Genomic DNA, 20,551 nt, shown 5'->3' with positions numbered 1-20,551 from the left:
AAAATCCCAAAATTTATCGTTTTGGGATTTTAATTTATTTCTTAAATGCATCAAAAATTTTAGCCATCAAGAGCATCAGCACCACCCACAATTTCCAAAATCTCATTAGTAATTGCCGCTTGCCGCGCTTTATTATACTGTAAGATTAAATCTCGGCGTAGTTCTTCTGCATTATCAGTAGCTTTATGCATTGCCGTCATTCGAGCCCCGTGCTCAGAGGCATTAGAATCGAGCAAAGCTTTAAATAATTGTGTTTTTATAGTTTTAGGAATTAAATCTAATAAAATTTCATCTCTATTCGGCTCAAAGATATAGTCAACAGAATGTTGATTTGCATCCGAATTTTTTTCGATAACGATGGGGAGTAGCAACTCATTTTTGATAATTTGTGTTGCTGCATTTTTGAAATGATTGTAGACCAATCTCACTTCATCAAATTCCTTATTTTCAAAGGCTTTCATGATTTTATTGGCTAATGTAGAAGATGTTTCAAAGTTGAAATTATCCCATAAATGACTTTCATTATCATAAACAGAATAATTCTTTTTTAAAATATCATTTGCCTTTTTACCAATAGTCATGAGATAGATTTTGGCATTTTTATCTTGCAATTCAGATGAGTGGTTAACTTCTCGAATCACATTTGTGTTGAAAGCACCAGCCAAACCGCGATTGGAAGAAATAGCAATGTACAAAATCTTTTTTACCTCTCGTTTTTCGGTATAGACATTATTAATCTCACCTTCAAGGTTCATACTTACATTTGCAATCAATTCACGTAGTTTCTCAGCATAAGGCCCCATTTTTTCTACAGCATCTTGTGCTTTTTTCAGCTTTGCAGCAGAAACCATTTTCATAGCGTTGGTAATCTGCATGGTTGAGCCAACAGAAGAAATTCGACTACGTATTTCCTTTAAATTTGCCATAGGACTTAGCTACTGTATTTTGCGGTTAACTCTTGAGCAACCCCTTTCAAGACAGAAGTTTGCTGGTCGGTATATTTACCTGATTTTAATTGATCTAAAACATCTCTATGCTTTGTGTTTAAAAAGTTAATATACTCTTCTTCGAATTCTTTTATTTTATCGATTGGAACATTTCTCAATAAATTATTGGTACCAGCATATATCAAAGCTACTTGATTTTCTACAGGAATTGGGGAGTTAACTGGTTGCTTTAAGATTTCAACGTTTCTTTCTCCTTTCCCGATGACAGCCATCGTTGCCGCATCTAAATCAGAGCCAAATTTTGCAAAGGCTTCTAGTTCACGATATTGTGCTTGGTCTAGCTTCAATGTTCCTGAGACTTTTTTCATAGATTTAATCTGAGCAGCCCCCCCTACACGAGAGACTGATACGCCTACGTTAATCGCAGGGCGAACTCCCGAGTTGAATAAATCAGATTCAAGGAAAATCTGTCCGTCTGTAATGGAAATCACATTAGTTGGGATATAGGCAGAGACGTCGCCTGCCTGCGTTTCGATGATTGGGAGAGCTGTTAAAGAACCACCACCTTTTACTTTATCTTTTAATGACTCTGGTAAGTCGTTCATGTTTTTAGCTACTTCATCATCATTGATGATTTTTGCTGCTCTTTCTAATAAACGGGAGTGAAGATAGAAAACGTCTCCAGGGTAAGCTTCACGCCCTGGTGGCCTTCTCAAAAGAAGAGAAACCTCACGATAGGCAACAGCTTGTTTAGACAAATCATCATAAACAATCAAGGCTGGACGGCCTGTGTCTCTAAAGTATTCGCCAATCGCCGCACCAGCAAATGGAGCCCAAACTTGCATAGGAGCAGGATCTGATGCGTTGGCTGCTACAACAACGGTGTATGGCAACGCCCCATGCTCTTCTAATACATTCACAGTCTGAGCTACGGTAGAGGCTTTTTGCCCGATGGCTACGTAAATACAGAAAACAGGTTCTCCTCTGTCGTAGAATTCTTTTTGGTTTAGGATAGTGTCTATGGCTACTGTTGATTTACCAGTTTGGCGGTCACCGATAATTAGCTCACGCTGTCCTCTACCAATCGGAATCATGGAGTCAATAGAAATAATCCCAGTTTGAAGAGGCTCAGAAACGGGCTCACGGAAAATCACGCCTGGAGCTTTTCTTTCTAAAGGTAAATCCAATAGCTCGCCTTCAAGAGGTCCTTTTCCGTCGATGGGAATTCCTAAAGTATTTACCACTCGACCTAACATTCCTTCACCAACTTTGATGGAAGCAATCTTCTTGGTGCGTTTAGCCGTATCACCTTCTTTTACCTCATTGGATTCGCCAAGTAAAACGATACCTACATTGTCTTCTTCTAAGTTTTGCACCATACCTTCCACGCCATTGTCAAAGGTAATTAACTCGCCGTATTGAGCGTTTTCAAGTCCATAAACTCGTGCAATACCGTCACCTACTTGTAAGACGGTTCCAACTTCAGACAGCTCTTCACCTGCATTATAGTTGGAGAGCTGTTGATTTAATATTGCTGAAATTTCAGCTGGATTTATTTCTGCCATGATGATATTTCGTAATTCTTTAAACTATTATTTTTTAAGATTAAATTCCTTTTTCAGGTTGTCTAATTTTGATTGAACACTTGCGTCAAACAATAAATCTTCTATTCTAACTTTAAAGCCACCCAATAGAGAAGGGTTGATTTTACTTTCAACTTCAATATCGTTGGCTTCTACTAAGTTAAGTAATTTTTGCTTAATGGCATCATTTTGCTCATTGCTAAGAGGTTGAGTTGAAGTGATAATAGCTTTTTTGATGCCTTTTTCTCTTCGATTGTATGTAATGACTTCCTCTACAACTTTCGGTAAAATTTCGCTACGCCCATTTCTTATGATTAGTTGTACTAATTTTTTGGTTTCAGTAGAGTAAGGTTTAAATAATTCCATAAGGATGCCTAATTTCTGTTGCTCATCAATCACAGGATTTTTTAAAAAAACTCGTAATTTTCGATTTGAAGATAAAATGAAATTTAAATTTTTAATTTCATTGATAATTTCCTCTCGTTGTTCTTTATTAGAGAGAAAAAGCATAAAGGCTTTAGCGTATCTTTTAGCAGCTCTGTAGTGAGTCATTAGCTTAGTTTAATGTCATTAATCAAAGAATCGATGTATTGATGCTGTGCCTGGTCTTTATTTAACTCTTTATCAAGAATTTTTTCTGCGATACCAATAGACATAGCAGCCACTTCGCTTTTAATTTCAGCCAAAGCAGCATTTTTATCTATTTGAATACTTTCCCTAGCATTAGATATGATTTTATCAGCTTCTTTCTTCGCTTCTTCTTTCGCTTGATTAATTGTTTGATTTTTTAGATCACGAGCTTCTTTCAATATAGCATCTCTTTCTGCCAAGGCTTGCTGTCTTCTATTCTCGTTTTCTCTTTTTAGTTCTTCGATTTCGGCACGCGCCTTTTGAGCTTCAAACATGGCATTCTCTATTCCTTCTTCACGTTCTTCTACTGCTTTTAATATAGGTTTCCAAGCAAATGCACGCAAAATAAAAAGTAAAACCAAAAACCATAGCGCTGACCAAAATACAAGTCCTAAAGAAAATTGTTCTATAAGTTTTTCCATCTGATTTAAAGAATAATTATAACTAAATTTACTAAAAATAATTTAAAAAAGCCACTGTCGCCAACCGCTAAACAGTAGCTTTTTTTGTTTTTTAAGCCGCAAATAATGCAGCAAAAGCCAAACCTTCAATCAAAGCTGCTGCGATAATCATAGCAACTTGAATTTTACCTGAAGCTTCTGGTTGACGTGCGATGGCTTCCATTGCAGAGCTCCCGATACGACCGATACCAAGACTTGCCCCAATTAGAATTAAACCTGCACCTACAATAGCTGGAATTTCCATAATAATAAATATTTAGTTAATGAATTTTTAAATTTTAATGCTCGTTATGTTCTTCTACGGCTAAGCCAAAATATAAAGCTGATAGCATGGTAAATATATAAGCTTGCAGCAAAGCCACAAAGAATTCAATCATCGAAATGGCAACGGCCAATAAAAATGACATCGAGCCGCCAATTAAGTTTTTAAATAAAAAGATTAAACCAATTAAACTCATCATCACAATGTGCCCCGCTGAAATGTTTGCATATAAACGAATCAGCAGTGAGAATGGCTTGACGAATAATCCCAAAATTTCAATCGGAACCAAAATGATATAAATCGGAAGTTTTGCAATCCAAGGCATGCTGTCTCCTAATGGGTCAAATACGTGCTTCCAATACGTTTTGTTTCCTGTCAAATTGGTGGTTAAGAAAGTGAATAAAGCCAATACAAAAGTTACTGAAATATTCCCCGTTACATTGATGCCAAAAGGGGTTAACCCTAGCATGTTTAATACCCAAATGAAAAAGAAAATGGTTAATAAAAAGCTCATATACTTTTTGTAATGTTTCTTCCCAATGTTAGGAATAGCAATTTCATCTCTGATGTATAAAATTAAAGGCTCTAAAAATCTTGCAATCCCTTTGGGTAAAGCTTTTCTTTTGTAAGATTTAGCTGCCGTAGAGAATAGTAAAAGTAAAAGAATCGTTGCAATAAACATCACGAAGACATTTTTGGTGATGGATAAATCCAATGGTTTTTCGTTTGTCACTTTATGATTCTCATCATAGTGAATATTTCCTTCTGAGTCAGTTTTATAAATCTTATTATGGTATAATTTATAGAAATTATTATTCTTTTGTACCACTTTTTTACCATGCTCAAATTCGCTCGACATGAAGACTTTTAAGCCATCGTCAACCAAAATAACTGGCAACGCAAAGCCATAGTGCTCATGCGTTTCTTTATCATGAGCAATGTCAAAATAATGTGAATCTAGCAAGTGATGCTGAATCTCTTCTTTTATTTCTTCTCTAAGACTTTTCTTATCCACTATAGAAAGATCTGCAGGAGAATCATGAGCAGGCGTTGTGCCCTGATGGTGACCTTGCCCATAAATATTGGTGGAAAATAAAATCAATAAAATTATTAAAGCCTTAAAAAATTGTCTCGACATTTACTTCATGTGTTTGATTTCGCAAAAATATACATTTGATAATAGATTTAGAAAAAAAATGAACTTTTTTTTATTTTTTATAAATCATTGAGGCGTCGAGCCGCCCATGCAACTGAGAATAAAAAAATTATAAAATTGCATGATAGGAGTAAAAAAACACTTGAATTATCTAAATTAATGTTTTCTTGGAGTTGATTTAAATAAAGTTTGACAATAAATAGCTTTAGAGCAATTAAAATTAAAAAAACAAAACCAGCACGGTGAGGAGTTTTTTTGAGAGAATAAGACATTGCTCCGATGATACTAAGCAAGAGAATCAGCATGATAGCGTCTGTTTTTAAAATTAGTTTGATTGGGATGTCGAAATAAAAACAAATCGCATTGTGAGCCAATAATAGTAAGAAAAATATAAGGCTTAAAAAATTATTACTTTTCATTAGTAGTCATTTGAATTAATAAAAAAACTGAAAATCCCATACCTATTAGCGCACCCAAAATAGTTAACCATGGTTTCTCCTGCTCAAAATATTTGTCTAAATAATTTCCACCCCAAGTTAAGATAAATAAAATGATGGCGATCTCTAAACCTACCCCGCTGAGTTTTACCCAATCATTTTTTGAATTGTTGACCATGAAAGATTAAATTTGCAGCAAATTTATGATTAAAATAGGAAACATAGAATTGCCTGATTTTCCGTTGCTTTTGGCGCCAATGGAAGACGTGAGCGACCCACCTTTTAGAAGAGTTTGCAAAGAAAATGGCGCAGATTTGATGTATTCAGAGTTTATATCCTCAGAAGGCTTAATCAGAGATGCTATTAAAAGCAAGCAAAAGCTTGACATTTTTGACTATGAACGCCCCGTAGGGATTCAAATCTTTGGTGGAGATGAAGAAGCGATGGCCTCATCGGCTAAAATAATAGAAACCGTACAGCCAGATTTGGTAGACATTAATTTTGGTTGCCCTGTGAAAAAAGTGGTATCCAAAGGTGCGGGAGCTGGCGTTTTAAAAGATGTAGACTTAATGGTGCGGCTCACCAAGGCTGTGGTGAGTTCTACGCATCTTCCAGTGACGGTAAAAACGCGCTTAGGCTGGGATGCAGATTCTATCAATATTCATGAAGTGGCTGAGCGATTGCAAGAGGTTGGCATCAAAGCTTTATCGATTCATGGGCGAACACGTGCGCAAATGTACAAAGGAACAGCGGATTGGGAGCCAATTGCAGCCGTGAAAAAGAACCCCAACATCGAGATTCCAATTTTTGGGAATGGAGATATTGATAGCCCACAGAAAGCAGAAATTTATAAAAATAAATATGGGATTGATGGCATTATGATCGGTCGAGCAGCTATAGGGAATCCCTGGATTTTTAAGGAAATCAAGCATTTTTTGCAGACTGGCGAAACGCTACCAGAAGCTAGCATTGAAGAGCGTATTGATGTCGTAAAAAAACACGTGGAATTTAGCTGCGAGTGGAAAGGCGAAAGGCTAGGGCTACTGGAGATGAGAAAACACTATAATAATTACTTTAAAGGAATACCTCATTTCAGGCCGTATAAAAAAACATTGGTAGAACTTCTAGATTTATCTTTAATTTTAGAATTATTGGAAGAAATTAAAGATTTTTATAAAGAAGAAAATTTTTAAAGGCTTTAAAAAAATATACTTTAAATTTATTACTTTTAGACAATGAGCGATTCAAAACAGAAAAAATATGATTTAGCCTATCTTCGAATGGCGCAAGAATGGGGAGAGTTGTCTTATTGCAAAAGAAAAAAAGTAGGAGCACTGATTGTGAAAGAGCGAATGATTATTTCAGACGGGTACAATGGGACTCCCAGTGGATTTGAAAACGCATGTGAAGATAATGAGGGGTATACCAAATGGTATGTGCTCCATGCTGAAGCCAATGCGATACTAAAGGTAGCTTCTTCTACCCAAAGCTGTGAAGGAGCAACCTTATACATCACGCTTTCGCCATGCAAAGAGTGTAGTAAATTAATTCATCAATCGGGAATCAAGCGTGTAGTCTTTTCCCGAAAATATTCAGACACTTCGGGGCTTGAATTTTTAGAAAAAGCTGGAGTGAAGATAGAACAAATAGATATTTTATAATAATTTGAAAGGCTTTAAAATTCTCAATTTTTTATTAATTATTCTCGCCGTGATTTTGCTGATTCTGCTCGGCTACCACCTCGGGAAAAATTATGATATAGCCATAGATGAAAACGATGACTATATAGCGATTTCTTATTCCATCAATGAGCAAAAAATGAGAAGATTGATGAATTTGATAGAGCATCAATATGTTGATGATTTAGATACCGATAGTTTGGTAGATAGAACCATTGACTTCATCATGGAAAATTTAGATCCGCACAGCATGTATATCCCCAAGCATAATTCAGCTGGGAATTTACAGAGTCAGAACGGGCGCTACCAAGGTATTGGTGTGGAATTCTATAGCCCAAAAGATACCGCCGTCATTATTAGAATTTTATCAAACTCGCCTAATAAAGATAAATTATTTTTTGGAGATCGATTATTGGCAATCAATCAAAAAAATGTTATAGAACAAAATGTAGATAGTATACCAGCCTACATTGAATCAAATCCTGAAAAAAATATAGAGCTTAAAATTTTACGCGGAGGGGAAATTTTGAAAGTCAATGTAGATAGAGGAACTATTTCTTCGCCCAGTGTTGTAGATTTTTATATGATAGATGACCGTGTAGGCTATATCAAATTGATTCGATTCGTAGACTCTTCTTACGATGAGTTTCACCAAGCCATTTTAGCCTTAAAAAAACAAGGCATGAAAAGTCTAATCTTTGATTTAAGAGGGAACGCAGGAGGGCTGATGAGTGTGGCTGAAAAAATCACAGATGAATTTCTCAGAGAAGATCAGCTCATTGTTTTTACTCAAGACAAATCAGGGAAAAGATCTTATAGATATGCAACTGCCGAAGGCGACTTTGAGCAAATGCCGCTTTACATTTTAGTAGATGAATCATCAGCATCAGCAAGCGAAATTGTTGCCGGGGCAATTCAAGACCAAGACGCCGGTACCATCATCGGCAGAAGAACCTATGGCAAGGGATTGGTGCAGAAAGAAATCAGCTTGGGAGATGGCTCAAAAGTTCGATTGACCACAGCTCATTACTTTACACCAACGGGGCGTTCGATACAGAAACCTTATGCAATCAACTCAGAGGAGTATAAAAAAGATTTATCTAACCGATTCATGAGAGGAGAATTTTTTAGTTTAGATAGCATTAAAAAAATAGATTCACTCAAATTCAAAACACCAAAAGGAAAAATCGTCTATGGTGGCGGGGGCATTATTCCAGATGTTTTTATTCCGCTAGATACCCTTCGCCTGAAGTATTTGGTTTATACTCAGGAATTTGAACAGGCTTTGAGTTATTTTATTTTTAAAAATTTAGACGAAAATTTATCAAAGTTTAAAAAAATTAAAAGAGAACATTTTATCATCTTTTATAATGCAGATGATTTGGCACTGAAATTCATTCAAGAATCCAGCACAGTCAAGCACCCCTTTGAGCCAAAAGATAAAGATTACTTGGCAACTTACATCAAGGCACGCATGGCAGAAATGTTGTATGACCAAAAGGCTTTTTACCGCATTTGGCGTCATCAAGATGAAATTATAAACAAAGCTTATGAAATTGCTCATGGAATGGAATGAAGCTTTAAATGAATTTTTAATTTATTTAAAATTAGAAAGGAATCTCTCCCAAAATACAATAGAAAACTACAAGAGAGATGTAAGAAAACTCATGCAATTCTACCCCGATAAGCATCCTACTGAAATTGATATTGATGAGGTGCGTGAGTTTAATTACCAAATGAGCAGGGAATTAGCTCCCACTTCACAAGCACGATTGATTTCGGGAGTGCGGAGTTTTTTTGATTTTTTAAGGCTTGAAAAAAAAATTGTAGAAAATCCTACCGAACAAATAGAGAAGCCGTCCGTGGGTAGAGAAATTCCTGAAACTTTAATGTTAGAGGAAATCAATAAAATCATTGCAGCTGTTGACGTAAGCCAAAAGCATGGACATAGAAACCGAGCTATTTTTGAGACTTTGTACGGATGTGGATTGCGTGTTTCTGAAATCACAGCATTAAAAATCTCTGATTTATTCTTCGAAGAAGATTTCATCAAAGTTTGGGGGAAAGGGGGGAAGGCCAGGCTGGTGCCTCTGGCAGCGTATACCAAAAAATTAATTAAACTTTATCTAAATGAGGCTAGACGGCATCAAAAAGTGAAAGAGAAATTCTCAGACCATGTGTTTATCAATAACCGAGGAGAAGCTTTGACGCGCGTGATGATCTTTACTCTTGTGAAGAAATATACAAAATTAGCTGGAATTCAAAAAAACATTAGTCCGCACACGTTTCGTCACAGTTTTGCAACGCATCTTTTAGAAAACGGAGCAAATCTCAGGTCAATACAGCTGATGTTGGGGCACGAGAGCATTATGACGACGGAAATTTACACGCATGTGAGCCGAGAACATCTACGTGCTACGATAGAAAAGCTGAGATATGATTGAGTATTTGGTTAGAATTTACGCACTACAAGTGAAATTTCATCAGCCATGAGTGCCATTTGTTGAATTTCATCAGCAGTGAAACCCGCTGTATATTCAGAAAATAAAAGGGAAAAAAACGTTTACAACAGAAGAAAAACGAAAGACTTTAAGCCTTAAAAAAATGGCAGATTTATTTAAATCTGCCATTCAAAAAAATCTATGAAAAATCAATTTACTTTCTGATACCCAATTCTTTAATAATGTTACGGTATCTCTCGATATCGTTTTTAATGAGGTAATCAAGTAAACTCTTTCTTTTACCCACCAATTTCACCAAAGACCTTTCGGTATTAAAATCCTTTCTGTTCTTTTTTAAATGTTCAGAAAGATGGTTGATGCGGTAAGTGAATAGCGCGATTTGGCTCTCTGGCGAGCCCGTATCGTTAGGGCCTTCGCCATGTTTTTCAAAAATTTCTCTTTTCTTTTGTGGATCTAAATACATTCCAATATTATTTAAATGATTATTATGTACGAGTTGGCAAATATAGAACAAAATTTTTTAAGGCTTAGAAAATTTTCAAGAAAAAAAGAGAAGAATCAAAAAATAATTAAAACAGATTAAAACTCTCAATCTATCTAAAGCAAATAATTTGATAAATTTTTGGTTTAAAGTAAAGAAAAAAATTATATTTGTAGCCTAAAAATAAAATGAGGACAAATTTGACGGGTTGCAACCTCTCTAAAAAATGCTAATACGAAAACTTCATTTTTTTATTTTGCACCCCGCTGATTTTTCTATTAATAGTATAATTTATGTCATATTATTTTACATCAGAATCAGTATCAGAAGGGCATCCAGATAAAATTGCAGACCAAATTTCTGACGCCATTTTAGACCATTTATTAGCCTTCGACGCCGAGAGCAAAGTCGCTTGTGAAACTCTAGTGACTACAGGGCAAGTGATTTTAGCAGGAGAAGTGAACTCTAAGGCTTACGTTGATTTACAGCGGATTACACGTGGCGTTATTTCCAAAATCGGTTATAATAATAGTGAATTAAATTTCTCTGCTGAATCTTGTGGGATTTTATCAGCAATTCACGAGCAATCTTCAGACATTCGCCAAGGTGTAGACCGCGAAGAAAAATTAGAGCAAGGAGCTGGTGACCAAGGGATGATGTTTGGCTACGCCACGCGTGAAACCGAAGATTATATGCCGCTGGCGCTAGATTTATCACACCGACTGATGATGGAACTTGCCGACGTGAGAAAAAATGGTGAGGGGATGGAGTATCTTCGCCCTGATGCCAAAGCGCAAGTGACAGTAGAGTACAGTGATGATAATCAACCTGTTTCTGTGAAAACGGTAGTGATTTCTACGCAACATGACCCCTTTGGTGATGATGAGGCCATGCAACAAAGAATCAAAAGAGATATTATCCAATACATTATTCCGCGTGTTTTGCAAAAATTGCCAATAGAATTACGAAACCTGTTTAGTACCGAAACCGAATATCATATCAACCCAACTGGTAAATTTGTGATTGGTGGCCCACATGGCGACAGTGGCTTGACGGGAAGAAAAATTATTGTAGACACTTACGGAGGTAAGGGCGCACATGGTGGCGGTGCTTTTAGCGGAAAAGACCCGAGCAAAGTCGATAGGTCAGCCGCTTACGCAATGCGTCATTTAGCTAAAAACATTGTCGCAGCAGGGATTTGCGACGAAGCATTGGTGCAAGTTTCCTATGCAATAGGCATGGCCAAGCCAATGAATTTATTTATTAACACCTACGGGACCAGCAAGATTGTAGAGAGTGATGCAGCATTAGCAAATCTTATTTTAGATAAATTTGACTACCGCCCTTATGCTATAGAACAACGTTTTAAGTTAAGAAATCCGATTTATCAAGAAACGGCATCTTACGGCCACATGGGTAGAAAACCACAAAATGTGAAAAAAACTTTTATCGGCAATGGTGGAGAAAAAATCGAAGTAGAAGTAGAACTCTTCACGTGGGAAAAATTAGACATTACCGATGAGCTAAAAGGTTTAGTTCAATTTAAATAAAAGTGAGAATTTTTTAAGCCTTAAAAAAACTTCAAAATGAATTAACTAAAATCGATTTTGAAGTTTTTCTTTTTTATAAAATTTATAGAAGCTTTACAAAATTAATTCAGAGTAATTAAAAATCGTTGAGAATCCTTTTTCTGAAAAATAATTTAAAGCTTCTTTTTTTCCTGTAACTAAAACAAAATCGCCGCCCCAGCCCCCTAAACTTTTTATAACTCCACTGGAGTAATTAGGAAATAGCTTTTGCTGAACAGGCTCTTCCCCAATCTGTTGGCTCACGATTTCCTCGTGTTGGCATATTAATGTTTCAAATTCAGATAAATTTTGAGCTTTTGTGATTTTCTGTGTTAAAAGAGACATTTCTTGAATGAAGCTTTCATTTTTTTCTTTTTGACGGTATAAATTGATGGAATCTCGGCTATTTTGTTTTTGATTTAGATAAACAAAATAAATCAAATCTTTAAACGGCGGATCAAAATTCACGGGCTGCGCATTTCCATTCTTGAAAATAAGAGGTTTCTGAGCCGTGGCACAGGCAACATCATACCCACTCCCACCGAAGGTTTTATTCAGGAATTGGTATGGATTGACTTCAGCCCATTGGGCTAATAAACTGATTAAAGTCGAGCTACTGCCTAGCCCCCAGTTTTTATCAAATTCTAAAAAAGTTGAAATTTTTAAGCCTTTTAAAAATAAATTTTGGTTTAAATTTTTTAAGGCTTTTAAAATTCCTTCAAGAGATTTCGCAGGTTCAGCATTATTAGCTTCTATCAAATTGAGATTCAAATCATAGCGTGCGGTAAACCAAACTCTCTGATTTGGCAAATAAGCTTCCCAGCTCAGAAAGTCGTTTTTGCAACTTTTGATTCTCATTTTTTGCCCCAACTGCAAGGGTAGGCAAAGCGCTTCAGCTCCGTCCAAAACGGCGTATTCTCCCGTTAGCAATAATTTCCCGTGGGCATAGAAACTTTTAGCTGATACCACTGATTTCTACGTTTCCGTTGATTTTTTTGATTAAACCTTGCAAGGTTTTGCCAGGGCCGATTTCCACGAATTCTTCCACACCATCAGCTATCATATTTTGCACGCATTGCGTCCAGCGGACAGCTCCTGTTAATTGACTAATTAAGTTGTTTTGAATTTGGGTAGGATTGGTAGTGCCTTTTGCGGTGAAATTTTGATAAACGGGGCACACAGCTTCTTGGAATTCAATGTTTTTTATCGCCTTAGCCAAGTCATCTTCTGCTGGTTGCATTAGCGGAGAGTGGAAGGCTCCGCTCACGGGAAGAATCAAGGCACGTTTTGCGCCGATTTCCTTTAACTTCTCACAAGCTTGTTCTACTGCTTTGGTTTCGCCAGAAATGACTAATTGGCCTGGGCAATTGTAGTTTGCGGGGGCGACAATATCTGCTACATTTTGGCAGATTTCTTCAACTTTTTCATCTTCCAATCCTATAATTGCAGCCATTGTAGAATTTTGTTTTTCACAAGCAGCTTGCATGGCATGAGCTCGTTGGCTGACTAAGCGTAAAGCGTCTTCGAAATTCAAAACATTAGCCGCCACCAAAGCGCTGAATTCGCCTAAAGAATGCCCGGCAACGGCAGAAGGTTTTTCTGAGCTGATGAATTTTAGTGCAGCAATGGAGTGCAAAAAAACGGCTGGTTGAGTGACTTTAGTTTGCTTTAGATCTTCGGGGTTGCCTTCAAACATGATTTTTTGAATATCGAAACCTAATAAATCTTTAGCTTGTTCAAACAGAAGTTGAACTTCTTTTGATTTTTGATATAAATCTTTGCCCATTCCAGTAAATTGAGCTCCTTGACCTGGGAAAACAAATGCTTTCATAAATTTCTTTTTTATAAATATTGGCAATATCCAACTTTTATTTAGAAACAAAAATTAAATTATACATTAATTTAACATTAAAGCTAGCAAGAAATTTTATTTTTGCATTTGAGTGTTAACATAAATTTATGGATCAAATATATATCATCATTGTCGGTCTTTTGTTTTGTTTAGCCTTTTTTGATTTGGTTGTAGGGGTGAGTAACGACGCTGTGAATTTCTTGAATTCCGCAATTGGGTCTAATGCTGCAAAGTGGAGAACGATCATGATTATTGCCTCTGTGGGGATAATGCTGGGAGCCATGACATCTGGCGGAATGATGGAAGTAGCCCGAAAGGGGATCTTCAATCCGCAGTATTTCTATTTTAATGAAATTATGGTGATATTCTTGGCAGTGATGATTACGGATATCATTTTACTAGATGTATTTAATACGTTTGGGATGCCGACTTCTACAACGGTTTCTATTGTGTTTGAGATTTTAGGAGCTTCATTTGCGCTTTCTGTAATCAAAGTACTGGAAGATGGTTTGCCGATGAATGTTTTATTTAATCATGATAATCCTGAGGCAGGCATTACAGGCTTTATGAATTGGGAAAAAGCGGGCGAGATTGTTTATAGCATTTTACTTTCAGTTGTAATTGCATTTACGGTAGGAGCCTTGGTGCAATTCATTTCTAGATTATTCTTTTCATTTAGGTATGATAATCGATTGAAATTTGCTGGCTCTATCTTCAGTGGGGTAGCTTTTGCCGCGATTTTATATTTTTTGATTTTTAAAGGAATGGGTTCTGTGGTGAAGGATGTAGACCCAAATCAAATGAATTTATTTCAGCAAAATTTCAAGTATTTCTATGATTGGGTAGCTATAAATATTCCAGTATTTTTGTTCATTACTTTCATTATTTCAAGTATAACTCTGTTTTTACTTCAAAAATGGAATGTCAATCCCTTGAGAATGGTGGTGCTATTTGGTACTTTTTCTTTAGCCATGGCGTTTGCAGGGAACGATTTAGTTAACTTCATTGGCGTTCCTATAGCTGGGTGGCAGGCATTTAACCTATGGAATCAGTCAGCAGCAGCACCGACTGATTTACTGATGATTGGCTTGGCAGGAAAAGTTGCGACACCTTATTTTATGCTTTTAATGGCGGGCATTGTTATGTCTCTGACGCTTTGGTTTTCAAAAAAAGCAAAAACAGTCACGGAAACTGAAATTAAACTAGGAGCACAGTCTGAAGTAGCAGAAAGATTTAAACCGAATTATGTGGCAAGAGCTATTGTGAACAGCTCTTCAAGTATAAATAAAGAACTGATAAAGGTTTTGCCCTCTTCTTTGATTGCCCGACTAAATCTTAAATTCACTGCTGTAGACGTGACTGAAAATGAGAAAGCTGTAGCTCATTTTGACTTAGTGAGAGCTTCAGTCAATTTAGTGACAGCTTCGGTATTGATAGCCATTGCAACAGATTTGAAGCTGCCGCTTTCCACCACGTATGTTTCCTTCATGGTAGCAATGGGTACTTCTTTGGCCGACCGAGCTTGGGGTAGAGAAAGTGCAGTTTACAGAGTTGCCGGGGTGATGAATGTAATTGGCGGATGGTTTTTGACTGCCCTCACGGCCTCTTCTGTCGCCGCTTTGTTTGCAGCAATCATGTACTATGGCGGGATTTATGGTATATCATTTCTAGCTTTATTAGTTGTATTCAGTATTTATAAAACTTCAAAACTTCATACCAATAAATTAAAACGAGATAAATTATCTGAAACTCGAGAAGCAATTAATTATAAAGATGTAAATGAAACCCTGGGGCTACTGACAGAAAATGTGGAAAGCTCTTTGGGCGAAATTAAACGAACGCTTGAGTTGACAAATATTGGAATTACCAAAGAAAACCGAAGAGCACTCAATGATGCCAATGATAAATTAAACGACCTGAATTTGAAATATTCCATGGTGAAAAATGGCCTTTTTAAAATCATCAAGAAAAACCATTCCAACGAGACAACTTCAGCTCATTTATATGTTTTGACTTACGATTTGATGCAAGATATTCTACAAAGTTTAACCCTAATTGTAGAATCCGCTACCGTGCATGTGAAAAATAATCACAAACCACTTACTAAGGAACAGTGCAAGCATTTAGGTGTCATCAAATATTTATTATCTGACTACTTGACGTATTTGAGAGAAACGATAGCGGCTAGAGATTTTTCTGATGCACGATTGGAAGAACTCATCACTAGGAAAAATAATTTCTTGAGAGAAATCGAAGAAGCTACCAGCCAGCAAATCAACGGTATTATGAACAAAAAATATGGCTTCAAAAACACATCTCTTTATTTCACACTATTACTAGAAATGAAGGATTTAGTCGCCGTAGCAGCTCGCTTCTTAAAACTCTACACACGAATTTCTAAAGAAGGTAAATTGACAAAATAGCAGTTTCCGTTTAATTGGTATTGAATTTGTCTCTACACGTTTCATATTAAATTGAAACGATTTAAATAATTTTTTTAAGCCTTTAAAAATTAAGCAAATAAAATTTTTAAAGTTTAAATTAATTCGAATATTTTATTAGCACCCCATTTCATGAAAATTGACAATTTGACATTTCAAGATAACATTACAGAAGATTCTGAATTCATTCCATTGCTTTCTGAGGAAGAAGAGCAGCAATTACTCAATACAGATGTACCTAATGTATTAGCTATTTTACCACTAAGAAACACAGTTTTATTCCCAGGAGTGGTAATTCCCATCACGGCAGGGCGAGATAAATCCATTCACCTTCTAAAAGAAGCTTACGCCAAGAAACAATATATCGGGGTAACTTCCCAAAAAGATGTAAAGCAAGATGAACCTGAGCAAAACGATATTTCAAAAATCGGTACAGTTGCCAAAATTCATAAAATGATAAAAATGCCAGATGGCAACACGACTGTTATTCTACAAGGCTTAAGAAGATTTAAGATTATTGAATTCATATCAGAAGACCCCTACTTCAAAGCCGAGATAACATTACTTTCAGACAAAAAACCAAAGAAAAACGATGCAGAATATGACGCCATTATTGATTCCATCAAAGATGTAGCGATTCAAATCGTGAAAAACAGCCCCAACTTGCCTTCAGAAGCAAGCTTTGCGGTGAAAAGCATTGAGAGCCCCTCATTTCTAGTCAATTTTGTGAGTTCCAATATGGATTTGAACATGGAAGACAAGCAAAATTTATTGAATGAATCTTCTATAAAAGAACGAGCCACAAAAACTTTACGTCACTTGAATTTTGAGCTTCAGAAATTAAAGCTTAAAAATGACATCCATTCCAAAACTAAATACGAGCTAGACCAGCAACAGCGCGAATATTTTCTTAATCAGCAGATGAGAACCATTCAAGAAGAATTGGGTGGAGGATTCAGTAGCGACCAAGAAATTCAAGAATTAAGGCAAAGAGCGAAGAATAAAAAATGGGGCAAGGAACCACAACAATACTTTGATAAAGAGTTGAAGAGAATGGAGCGTCTCAACCCGCAGATGCCAGAATTTTCTATTCAAAGAAATTATTTGGAATTCATGCTTGACTTGCCTTGGCAAAAAGTTTCTAAAGATAAATTAAACATCAACTACGCCAAGAAAATTTTAAACCAAGATCACTATGGCCTAGAGAAAGTCAAAGAGCGAATTTTGGAATATTTAGCAGTATTGAAATTAAAAGGAGACATGAAGTCGCCAATTCTATGCCTGTATGGCCCACCCGGTGTAGGGAAGACTTCACTCGGTAAATCCATTGCACGGGCACTCCAGCGCGAGTACCAGCGCATGTCGCTAGGGGGGCTACATGATGAGTCAGAAATTCGTGGGCACCGCAAAACTTACATTGGAGCAATGCCGGGGCGAATTTTACAAAACATCAAAAGAGCTGGCGTTTCAAACCCCGTTTTTGTGTTAGATGAGATTGATAAACTCGGGCGTAGTAATCAGGGCGACCCAACTTCTGCCATGCTAGAAGTTCTAGACCCAGAGCAGAACACGACGTTTCATGATAATTATTTAGATCAGGCATACGATTTGTCTAACGTCATGTTCATTGCCACGGCTAATGATATTTCAAACATTCCGGCTCCACTGCGAGACCGCATGGAAATGGTGCAAGTCAATGGCTACACCGTTGAGGAAAAAATACAGATTGCTAAAAAACATCTATTACCCAAGCAGCTAGAAGATCATGGTTTGGCGAAAGACTTCATCAAGATAGGGAAGAAGGAGTTAACCTTTTTGGTAGATGGGTACACACGAGAGTCTGGTGTGCGTATGCTAGATAAAAAGATAGCTTCGCTGGCACGTTTCATTGCCAAGGATGTCGCAATGGAGAAAGATGTTGACCCTAAATTGACGAGAGAAAAAATAGAAGAAATTTTAGGCCCCCCGCAGGAGTCTAATAAATATGAAAACAATGATGTTCCTGGGGTTGTAACTGGGCTGGCCTGGACGAGCGTGGGCGGAGATATTTTATTCATCGAATCCATTTTATCAAAAGGAAAGGGAAATCTGTCTATGACGGGGAATTTGGGTAAAGTCATGAAAGAATCAGCTCAAATTGCTTTAGAATACGTGAAAGCTAATCACGAGAGCTTTGATATTCCGCTGCAAAAAATAGAAGAGAGCAACGTGCACATTCATGTTCCAGAGGGGGCTGTACCCAAAGATGGTCCTTCGGCCGGAATCACAATGCTTACAAGTATTGTGAGTACATTCACCCGCAGAAAAGTTAAAAAAAATATTGCGATGACAGGCGAAATCACATTGCGGGGGAAAGTTTTGCCAGTGGGGGGAATCAAAGAGAAAATTCTAGCAGCAAAACGCGCAGGAATCAAAGAAATTATTTTGTGTGAACAAAATCAAAAAGACGTTCAAGAAATAAATGAACAGTATTTAACGGGTTTGAAATTTCATTTCGTAAACCGAATGGAAGAAGTTTTGGAAATTGCTCTACTGAAAACAAAGGCATAAACAAAAATATAAACAGAAATATAAACAGAAAAACCACCTCAGAAAAAGGTGGTTTTTTTTAGAATAATTTTTTAAGCCTTTAAAAAAATATTAGTCTTCGTCTAAAAACGAATAACGATAATCTTTTGGTGGAATAAAATTTTCTTTAATCAAGCGTGGAGATAACCAACGCAACAGATTTTGTGCAGACCCCGCTTTATCATTTGTACCAGAAGCTCTAGCTCCGCCAAAAGGTTGTTGCCCCACCACGGCTCCAGTCGGTTTATCATTGATGTAGAAATTACCCGCAGCGTTCACCAATTTATCCGTAGCTTTTTTGATAACATACCTATCTTGCGCAAAGATAGCTCCCGTCAGGGCATACACAGAGGTGGAATCCACCGTATCCAGCGTTTCTTCCCATTGCTCATCCTCATAAACATAAACCGTCAACACAGGGCCGAAGATTTCCTCACACATAGACTCATACTTAGGTTTTTTAGCCAAAATCACAGTCGGTTCAATGAAGTAACCTTTGCTATCATCACAATTTCCACCAAAAATAACTTCAGAATCAGCACTTTCTTTAGCTCTATCAATATAACCTTTAATTTTATCAAAAGATTCTTTGCTGATAACGGCATTCACAAAATTGGTAAAATCTCTCGGGTCACCTACTTTGATTTCATTCAAATCCTCTTGCATGTACCCTTTCACTTCCTCCCACATACTTTGCGGAACATAAGCTCTAGAGGCCGCAGAACATTTTTGCCCTTGATATTCAAAAGCACCACGAGTCATAGCCGTTGCCAAAGCCTTCCTATCCGCCGTTGGATGAGCCCAAATGAAATCCTTTCCGCCAGTTTCGCCTACAATTTTCGGGTAGCTTTTATAGATGCCGATATTATCACCGATTTTTTTCCAGAATTGGTGGAAAACAGCCGTAGAACCCGTGAAGTGAACCCCAGCAAAATCTGGGTGATTAAAGCATTCTTCTGTAATTTCTGCCGCACTACCTTGAATCATATTGATGACCCCATCTGGCACACCAGCTTCCCTGAAAACTTCCATCAAAACACCAGCACTCAGCATTTGCTTATTACTTGGTTTCCAGACTACAACATTCCCCAGCATAGCCATGCAAGTAGGCAAATTACCAGAAATCGCAGTAAAGTTAAACGGCGTAACAGCATACAAGAAACCCTCTAATGGCCTATATTCCACACGATTCCAGATGGCCCCTTCAGTAATGGGTTGTTCAGCATAAATTTCAGTCATAAACTGAACGTTAAATCTCAAGAAATCAATCAACTCACAAGCAGAATCAATCTCAGCCTGCATAGCATTTTTCCCTTGCCCAATCATGGTAGCCGCATTCATTTTGTCGCGGTATGGCCCAGCAATCAAATCAGCAGCCTTCAAGAAGATAGAAGCACGATGCTCCCACGGCAGGTTAGCCCATTCTTCCCTCGCCTCCAAAGCCGAAGCAATCGCTTGTTTCACGTGGCTCGCATCCCCTTTGTAGAAATGCCCTACAACCTTCTGGTGGTCATGTGGAGGGCGAATATCTACACTATTACCTGTTGTAACATCTTGGTTCCCAATCCTCATTGGCACTTCCGTTACTTGGTTGTACATTTCGTCGTAAGCCGCCTGCAGAGAAGCTCTCTCAGGAGAACCCGGAGCATAAGACAAAACAGGTTCGTTCACTGCATAAGGCACATTATAAATTCCTTTTGGCATAATATAATTTAATTTTATGATTTATTGATGTTTCCCAAAGTTACTAAAAATCAAAGAAAATATTATAATTCAACCAAAAAAAGCCAAAAAACGCCAATTCTCAAAAATTTCTAAAGCCTTTAAAAAAAAATACCTCTGCTTTAAAAAAAACAAATTTGCATAATTCAAAAACGTAAAATACATTTGCGGGCAGGTTGAGAGAAGAGAAAAATCTCAACGAAAATTTTTAACAAAAAAATAACGAAATTTTAACAAATGAAATTTGTGAGTTTCAAAATAAAGTGTAAACACACACACACACACACACAAGCAATGAGCTA

At 37.0% G+C, this 20,551-nt stretch carries 18 protein-coding genes; 7 read left to right on the top strand and 11 right to left on the bottom strand.

Annotated features, from left to right (window positions below; translation table 11 throughout):
* Nucleotides 1-59: 59 nt before the first annotated feature.
* The 7 genes from atpG to D5J18_RS00060 form a co-directional block, all read right to left on the bottom strand.
* Nucleotides 60-926, bottom strand: coding sequence for an ATP synthase F1 subunit gamma (gene atpG / locus D5J18_RS00095; RefSeq protein ID WP_119056987.1), 867 nt, complete (start codon nucleotides 924-926; stop codon nucleotides 60-62).
* Between the two features lie 5 nt (nucleotides 927-931).
* Nucleotides 932-2,512, bottom strand: a complete 1,581-nt coding sequence (gene atpA / locus D5J18_RS00090) for a F0F1 ATP synthase subunit alpha (RefSeq protein ID WP_119056986.1) — start codon at nucleotides 2,510-2,512, stop codon at nucleotides 932-934.
* A 27-nt stretch (nucleotides 2,513-2,539) separates the two neighbouring features.
* A complete protein-coding gene (atpH, locus tag D5J18_RS00085; RefSeq protein WP_119056985.1) occupies nucleotides 2,540-3,082 on the bottom strand; it encodes an ATP synthase F1 subunit delta in 543 nt (180 codons plus the stop codon).
* The gene (gene atpF / locus D5J18_RS00080) at nucleotides 3,082-3,582 is read right to left on the bottom strand and encodes a F0F1 ATP synthase subunit B (protein ID WP_119056984.1); all 501 of its coding nucleotides are present in this window, start codon (nucleotides 3,580-3,582) and stop codon (nucleotides 3,082-3,084) included. Before atpF ends, atpH begins: the two co-directional genes overlap by 1 nt.
* Before the next feature lie 91 nt (nucleotides 3,583-3,673).
* On the bottom strand, nucleotides 3,674-3,865 hold the full coding sequence (gene atpE, locus D5J18_RS00075) for an ATP synthase F0 subunit C (RefSeq protein ID WP_165844929.1): 192 nt from the start codon (nucleotides 3,863-3,865) through the stop codon (nucleotides 3,674-3,676).
* 34 nt (nucleotides 3,866-3,899) lie between these two features.
* Nucleotides 3,900-5,021, bottom strand: a complete 1,122-nt coding sequence (atpB, locus tag D5J18_RS00070; protein ID WP_119056982.1) for a F0F1 ATP synthase subunit A — start codon at nucleotides 5,019-5,021, stop codon at nucleotides 3,900-3,902.
* Nucleotides 5,022-5,447: 426 nt separating this feature from the next.
* Complete coding sequence (locus D5J18_RS00060; protein ID WP_119056980.1) at nucleotides 5,448-5,654, bottom strand: AtpZ/AtpI family protein; 207 nt, start codon at nucleotides 5,652-5,654, stop codon at nucleotides 5,448-5,450.
* 25 nt (nucleotides 5,655-5,679) lie between these two features.
* Here D5J18_RS00060 and dusB point away from each other — a divergent pair, with 25 nt between their 5' ends.
* The 4 genes from dusB to xerA are packed head-to-tail and all read left to right on the top strand — an operon-like array spanning nucleotide 5,680 to nucleotide 9,599.
* A complete protein-coding gene (gene dusB / locus D5J18_RS00055) occupies nucleotides 5,680-6,669 on the top strand; it encodes a tRNA dihydrouridine synthase DusB (protein ID WP_119056979.1) in 990 nt (329 codons plus the stop codon).
* A gap of 42 nt (nucleotides 6,670-6,711) precedes the next feature.
* Nucleotides 6,712-7,137: a deoxycytidylate deaminase gene (locus D5J18_RS00050; RefSeq protein WP_119056978.1), complete on the top strand. Its 426-nt coding sequence runs from the start codon at nucleotides 6,712-6,714 to the stop codon at nucleotides 7,135-7,137.
* A 4-nt stretch (nucleotides 7,138-7,141) separates the two neighbouring features.
* Nucleotides 7,142-8,731: a S41 family peptidase gene (locus D5J18_RS00045; RefSeq protein ID WP_119056977.1), complete on the top strand. Its 1,590-nt coding sequence runs from the start codon at nucleotides 7,142-7,144 to the stop codon at nucleotides 8,729-8,731.
* Entirely contained in the window at nucleotides 8,706-9,599 is an 894-nt protein-coding gene (gene xerA, locus D5J18_RS00040; RefSeq protein WP_311394694.1) for a site-specific tyrosine recombinase/integron integrase, read from the top strand. The genes D5J18_RS00045 and xerA overlap by 26 nt, the downstream gene beginning before the upstream one ends.
* A gap of 211 nt (nucleotides 9,600-9,810) precedes the next feature.
* Here the strand turns inward: xerA and rpsO are convergent, their stop codons facing one another.
* Nucleotides 9,811-10,080: a 30S ribosomal protein S15 gene (gene rpsO, locus D5J18_RS00035; RefSeq protein ID WP_119056976.1), complete on the bottom strand. Its 270-nt coding sequence runs from the start codon at nucleotides 10,078-10,080 to the stop codon at nucleotides 9,811-9,813.
* A gap of 311 nt (nucleotides 10,081-10,391) precedes the next feature.
* Between rpsO and metK the strand changes: the two genes are divergently transcribed.
* Nucleotides 10,392-11,648 carry a methionine adenosyltransferase gene (gene metK, locus D5J18_RS00030; RefSeq protein ID WP_119056975.1) on the top strand — a complete coding sequence of 419 codons (1,257 nt, stop codon included), beginning with the start codon at nucleotides 10,392-10,394 and terminating at the stop codon, nucleotides 11,646-11,648.
* A 93-nt stretch (nucleotides 11,649-11,741) separates the two neighbouring features.
* Here metK and D5J18_RS00025 read toward each other — a convergent pair whose 3' ends face one another.
* Both D5J18_RS00025 and fabD read right to left on the bottom strand, forming a co-directional pair.
* Nucleotides 11,742-12,635, bottom strand: a complete 894-nt coding sequence (locus D5J18_RS00025) for a GYDIA family GHMP kinase (RefSeq protein ID WP_119056974.1) — start codon at nucleotides 12,633-12,635, stop codon at nucleotides 11,742-11,744.
* Nucleotides 12,622-13,497, bottom strand: coding sequence for an ACP S-malonyltransferase (gene fabD, locus D5J18_RS00020; protein WP_119056973.1), 876 nt, complete (start codon nucleotides 13,495-13,497; stop codon nucleotides 12,622-12,624). Before fabD ends, D5J18_RS00025 begins: the two co-directional genes overlap by 14 nt.
* Before the next feature lie 128 nt (nucleotides 13,498-13,625).
* Here fabD and D5J18_RS00015 point away from each other — a divergent pair, with 128 nt between their 5' ends.
* Together D5J18_RS00015 and lon are read left to right on the top strand one after the other, a co-directional pair.
* The gene (locus D5J18_RS00015) at nucleotides 13,626-15,941 is read left to right on the top strand and encodes an inorganic phosphate transporter (protein WP_119056972.1); all 2,316 of its coding nucleotides are present in this window, start codon (nucleotides 13,626-13,628) and stop codon (nucleotides 15,939-15,941) included.
* Nucleotides 15,942-16,091: 150 nt separating this feature from the next.
* A complete protein-coding gene (lon, locus tag D5J18_RS00010) occupies nucleotides 16,092-18,509 on the top strand; it encodes an endopeptidase La (protein WP_119056971.1) in 2,418 nt (805 codons plus the stop codon).
* 90 nt (nucleotides 18,510-18,599) lie between these two features.
* Here lon and pruA read toward each other — a convergent pair whose 3' ends face one another.
* Nucleotides 18,600-20,231 carry an L-glutamate gamma-semialdehyde dehydrogenase gene (pruA, locus tag D5J18_RS00005; RefSeq protein ID WP_119056970.1) on the bottom strand — a complete coding sequence of 544 codons (1,632 nt, stop codon included), beginning with the start codon at nucleotides 20,229-20,231 and terminating at the stop codon, nucleotides 18,600-18,602.
* Nucleotides 20,232-20,551: the final 320 nt, after the last annotated feature.

Source organism: Candidatus Ornithobacterium hominis (genome assembly GCF_900538215.1).
Lineage (GTDB): Bacteria > Bacteroidota > Bacteroidia > Flavobacteriales > Weeksellaceae > Ornithobacterium > Ornithobacterium hominis.
This window is presented reverse-complemented; position numbering and strand designations above follow the sequence as displayed.

Bases quoted from the DNA above. Each gene is read 5' to 3' on its own strand.
- atpG (WP_119056987.1), bottom strand. From the start codon at position 926: ATGGCAAATTTAAAGGAAATACGTAGTCGAATTTCTTCTGTTGGCTCA.
- atpA (WP_119056986.1), bottom strand. From the start codon at position 2,512: ATGGCAGAAATAAATCCAGCTGAAATTTCAGCAATATTAAATCAACAG.
- atpH (WP_119056985.1), bottom strand. From the start codon at position 3,082: ATGACTCACTACAGAGCTGCTAAAAGATACGCTAAAGCCTTTATGCTT.
- atpF (WP_119056984.1), bottom strand. From the start codon at position 3,582: ATGGAAAAACTTATAGAACAATTTTCTTTAGGACTTGTATTTTGGTCA.
- atpE (WP_165844929.1), bottom strand. From the start codon at position 3,865: ATGGAAATTCCAGCTATTGTAGGTGCAGGTTTAATTCTAATTGGGGCA.
- atpB (WP_119056982.1), bottom strand. From the start codon at position 5,021: ATGTCGAGACAATTTTTTAAGGCTTTAATAATTTTATTGATTTTATTT.
- D5J18_RS00060 (WP_119056980.1), bottom strand. From the start codon at position 5,654: ATGGTCAACAATTCAAAAAATGATTGGGTAAAACTCAGCGGGGTAGGT.
- dusB (WP_119056979.1), top strand. From the start codon at position 5,680: ATGATTAAAATAGGAAACATAGAATTGCCTGATTTTCCGTTGCTTTTG.
- D5J18_RS00050 (WP_119056978.1), top strand. From the start codon at position 6,712: ATGAGCGATTCAAAACAGAAAAAATATGATTTAGCCTATCTTCGAATG.
- xerA (WP_311394694.1), top strand. From the start codon at position 8,706: ATGAAATTGCTCATGGAATGGAATGAAGCTTTAAATGAATTTTTAATT.
- rpsO (WP_119056976.1), bottom strand. From the start codon at position 10,080: ATGTATTTAGATCCACAAAAGAAAAGAGAAATTTTTGAAAAACATGGC.
- metK (WP_119056975.1), top strand. From the start codon at position 10,392: ATGTCATATTATTTTACATCAGAATCAGTATCAGAAGGGCATCCAGAT.
- fabD (WP_119056973.1), bottom strand. From the start codon at position 13,497: ATGAAAGCATTTGTTTTCCCAGGTCAAGGAGCTCAATTTACTGGAATG.
- D5J18_RS00015 (WP_119056972.1), top strand. From the start codon at position 13,626: ATGGATCAAATATATATCATCATTGTCGGTCTTTTGTTTTGTTTAGCC.
- lon (WP_119056971.1), top strand. From the start codon at position 16,092: ATGAAAATTGACAATTTGACATTTCAAGATAACATTACAGAAGATTCT.
- pruA (WP_119056970.1), bottom strand. From the start codon at position 20,231: ATGCCAAAAGGAATTTATAATGTGCCTTATGCAGTGAACGAACCTGTT.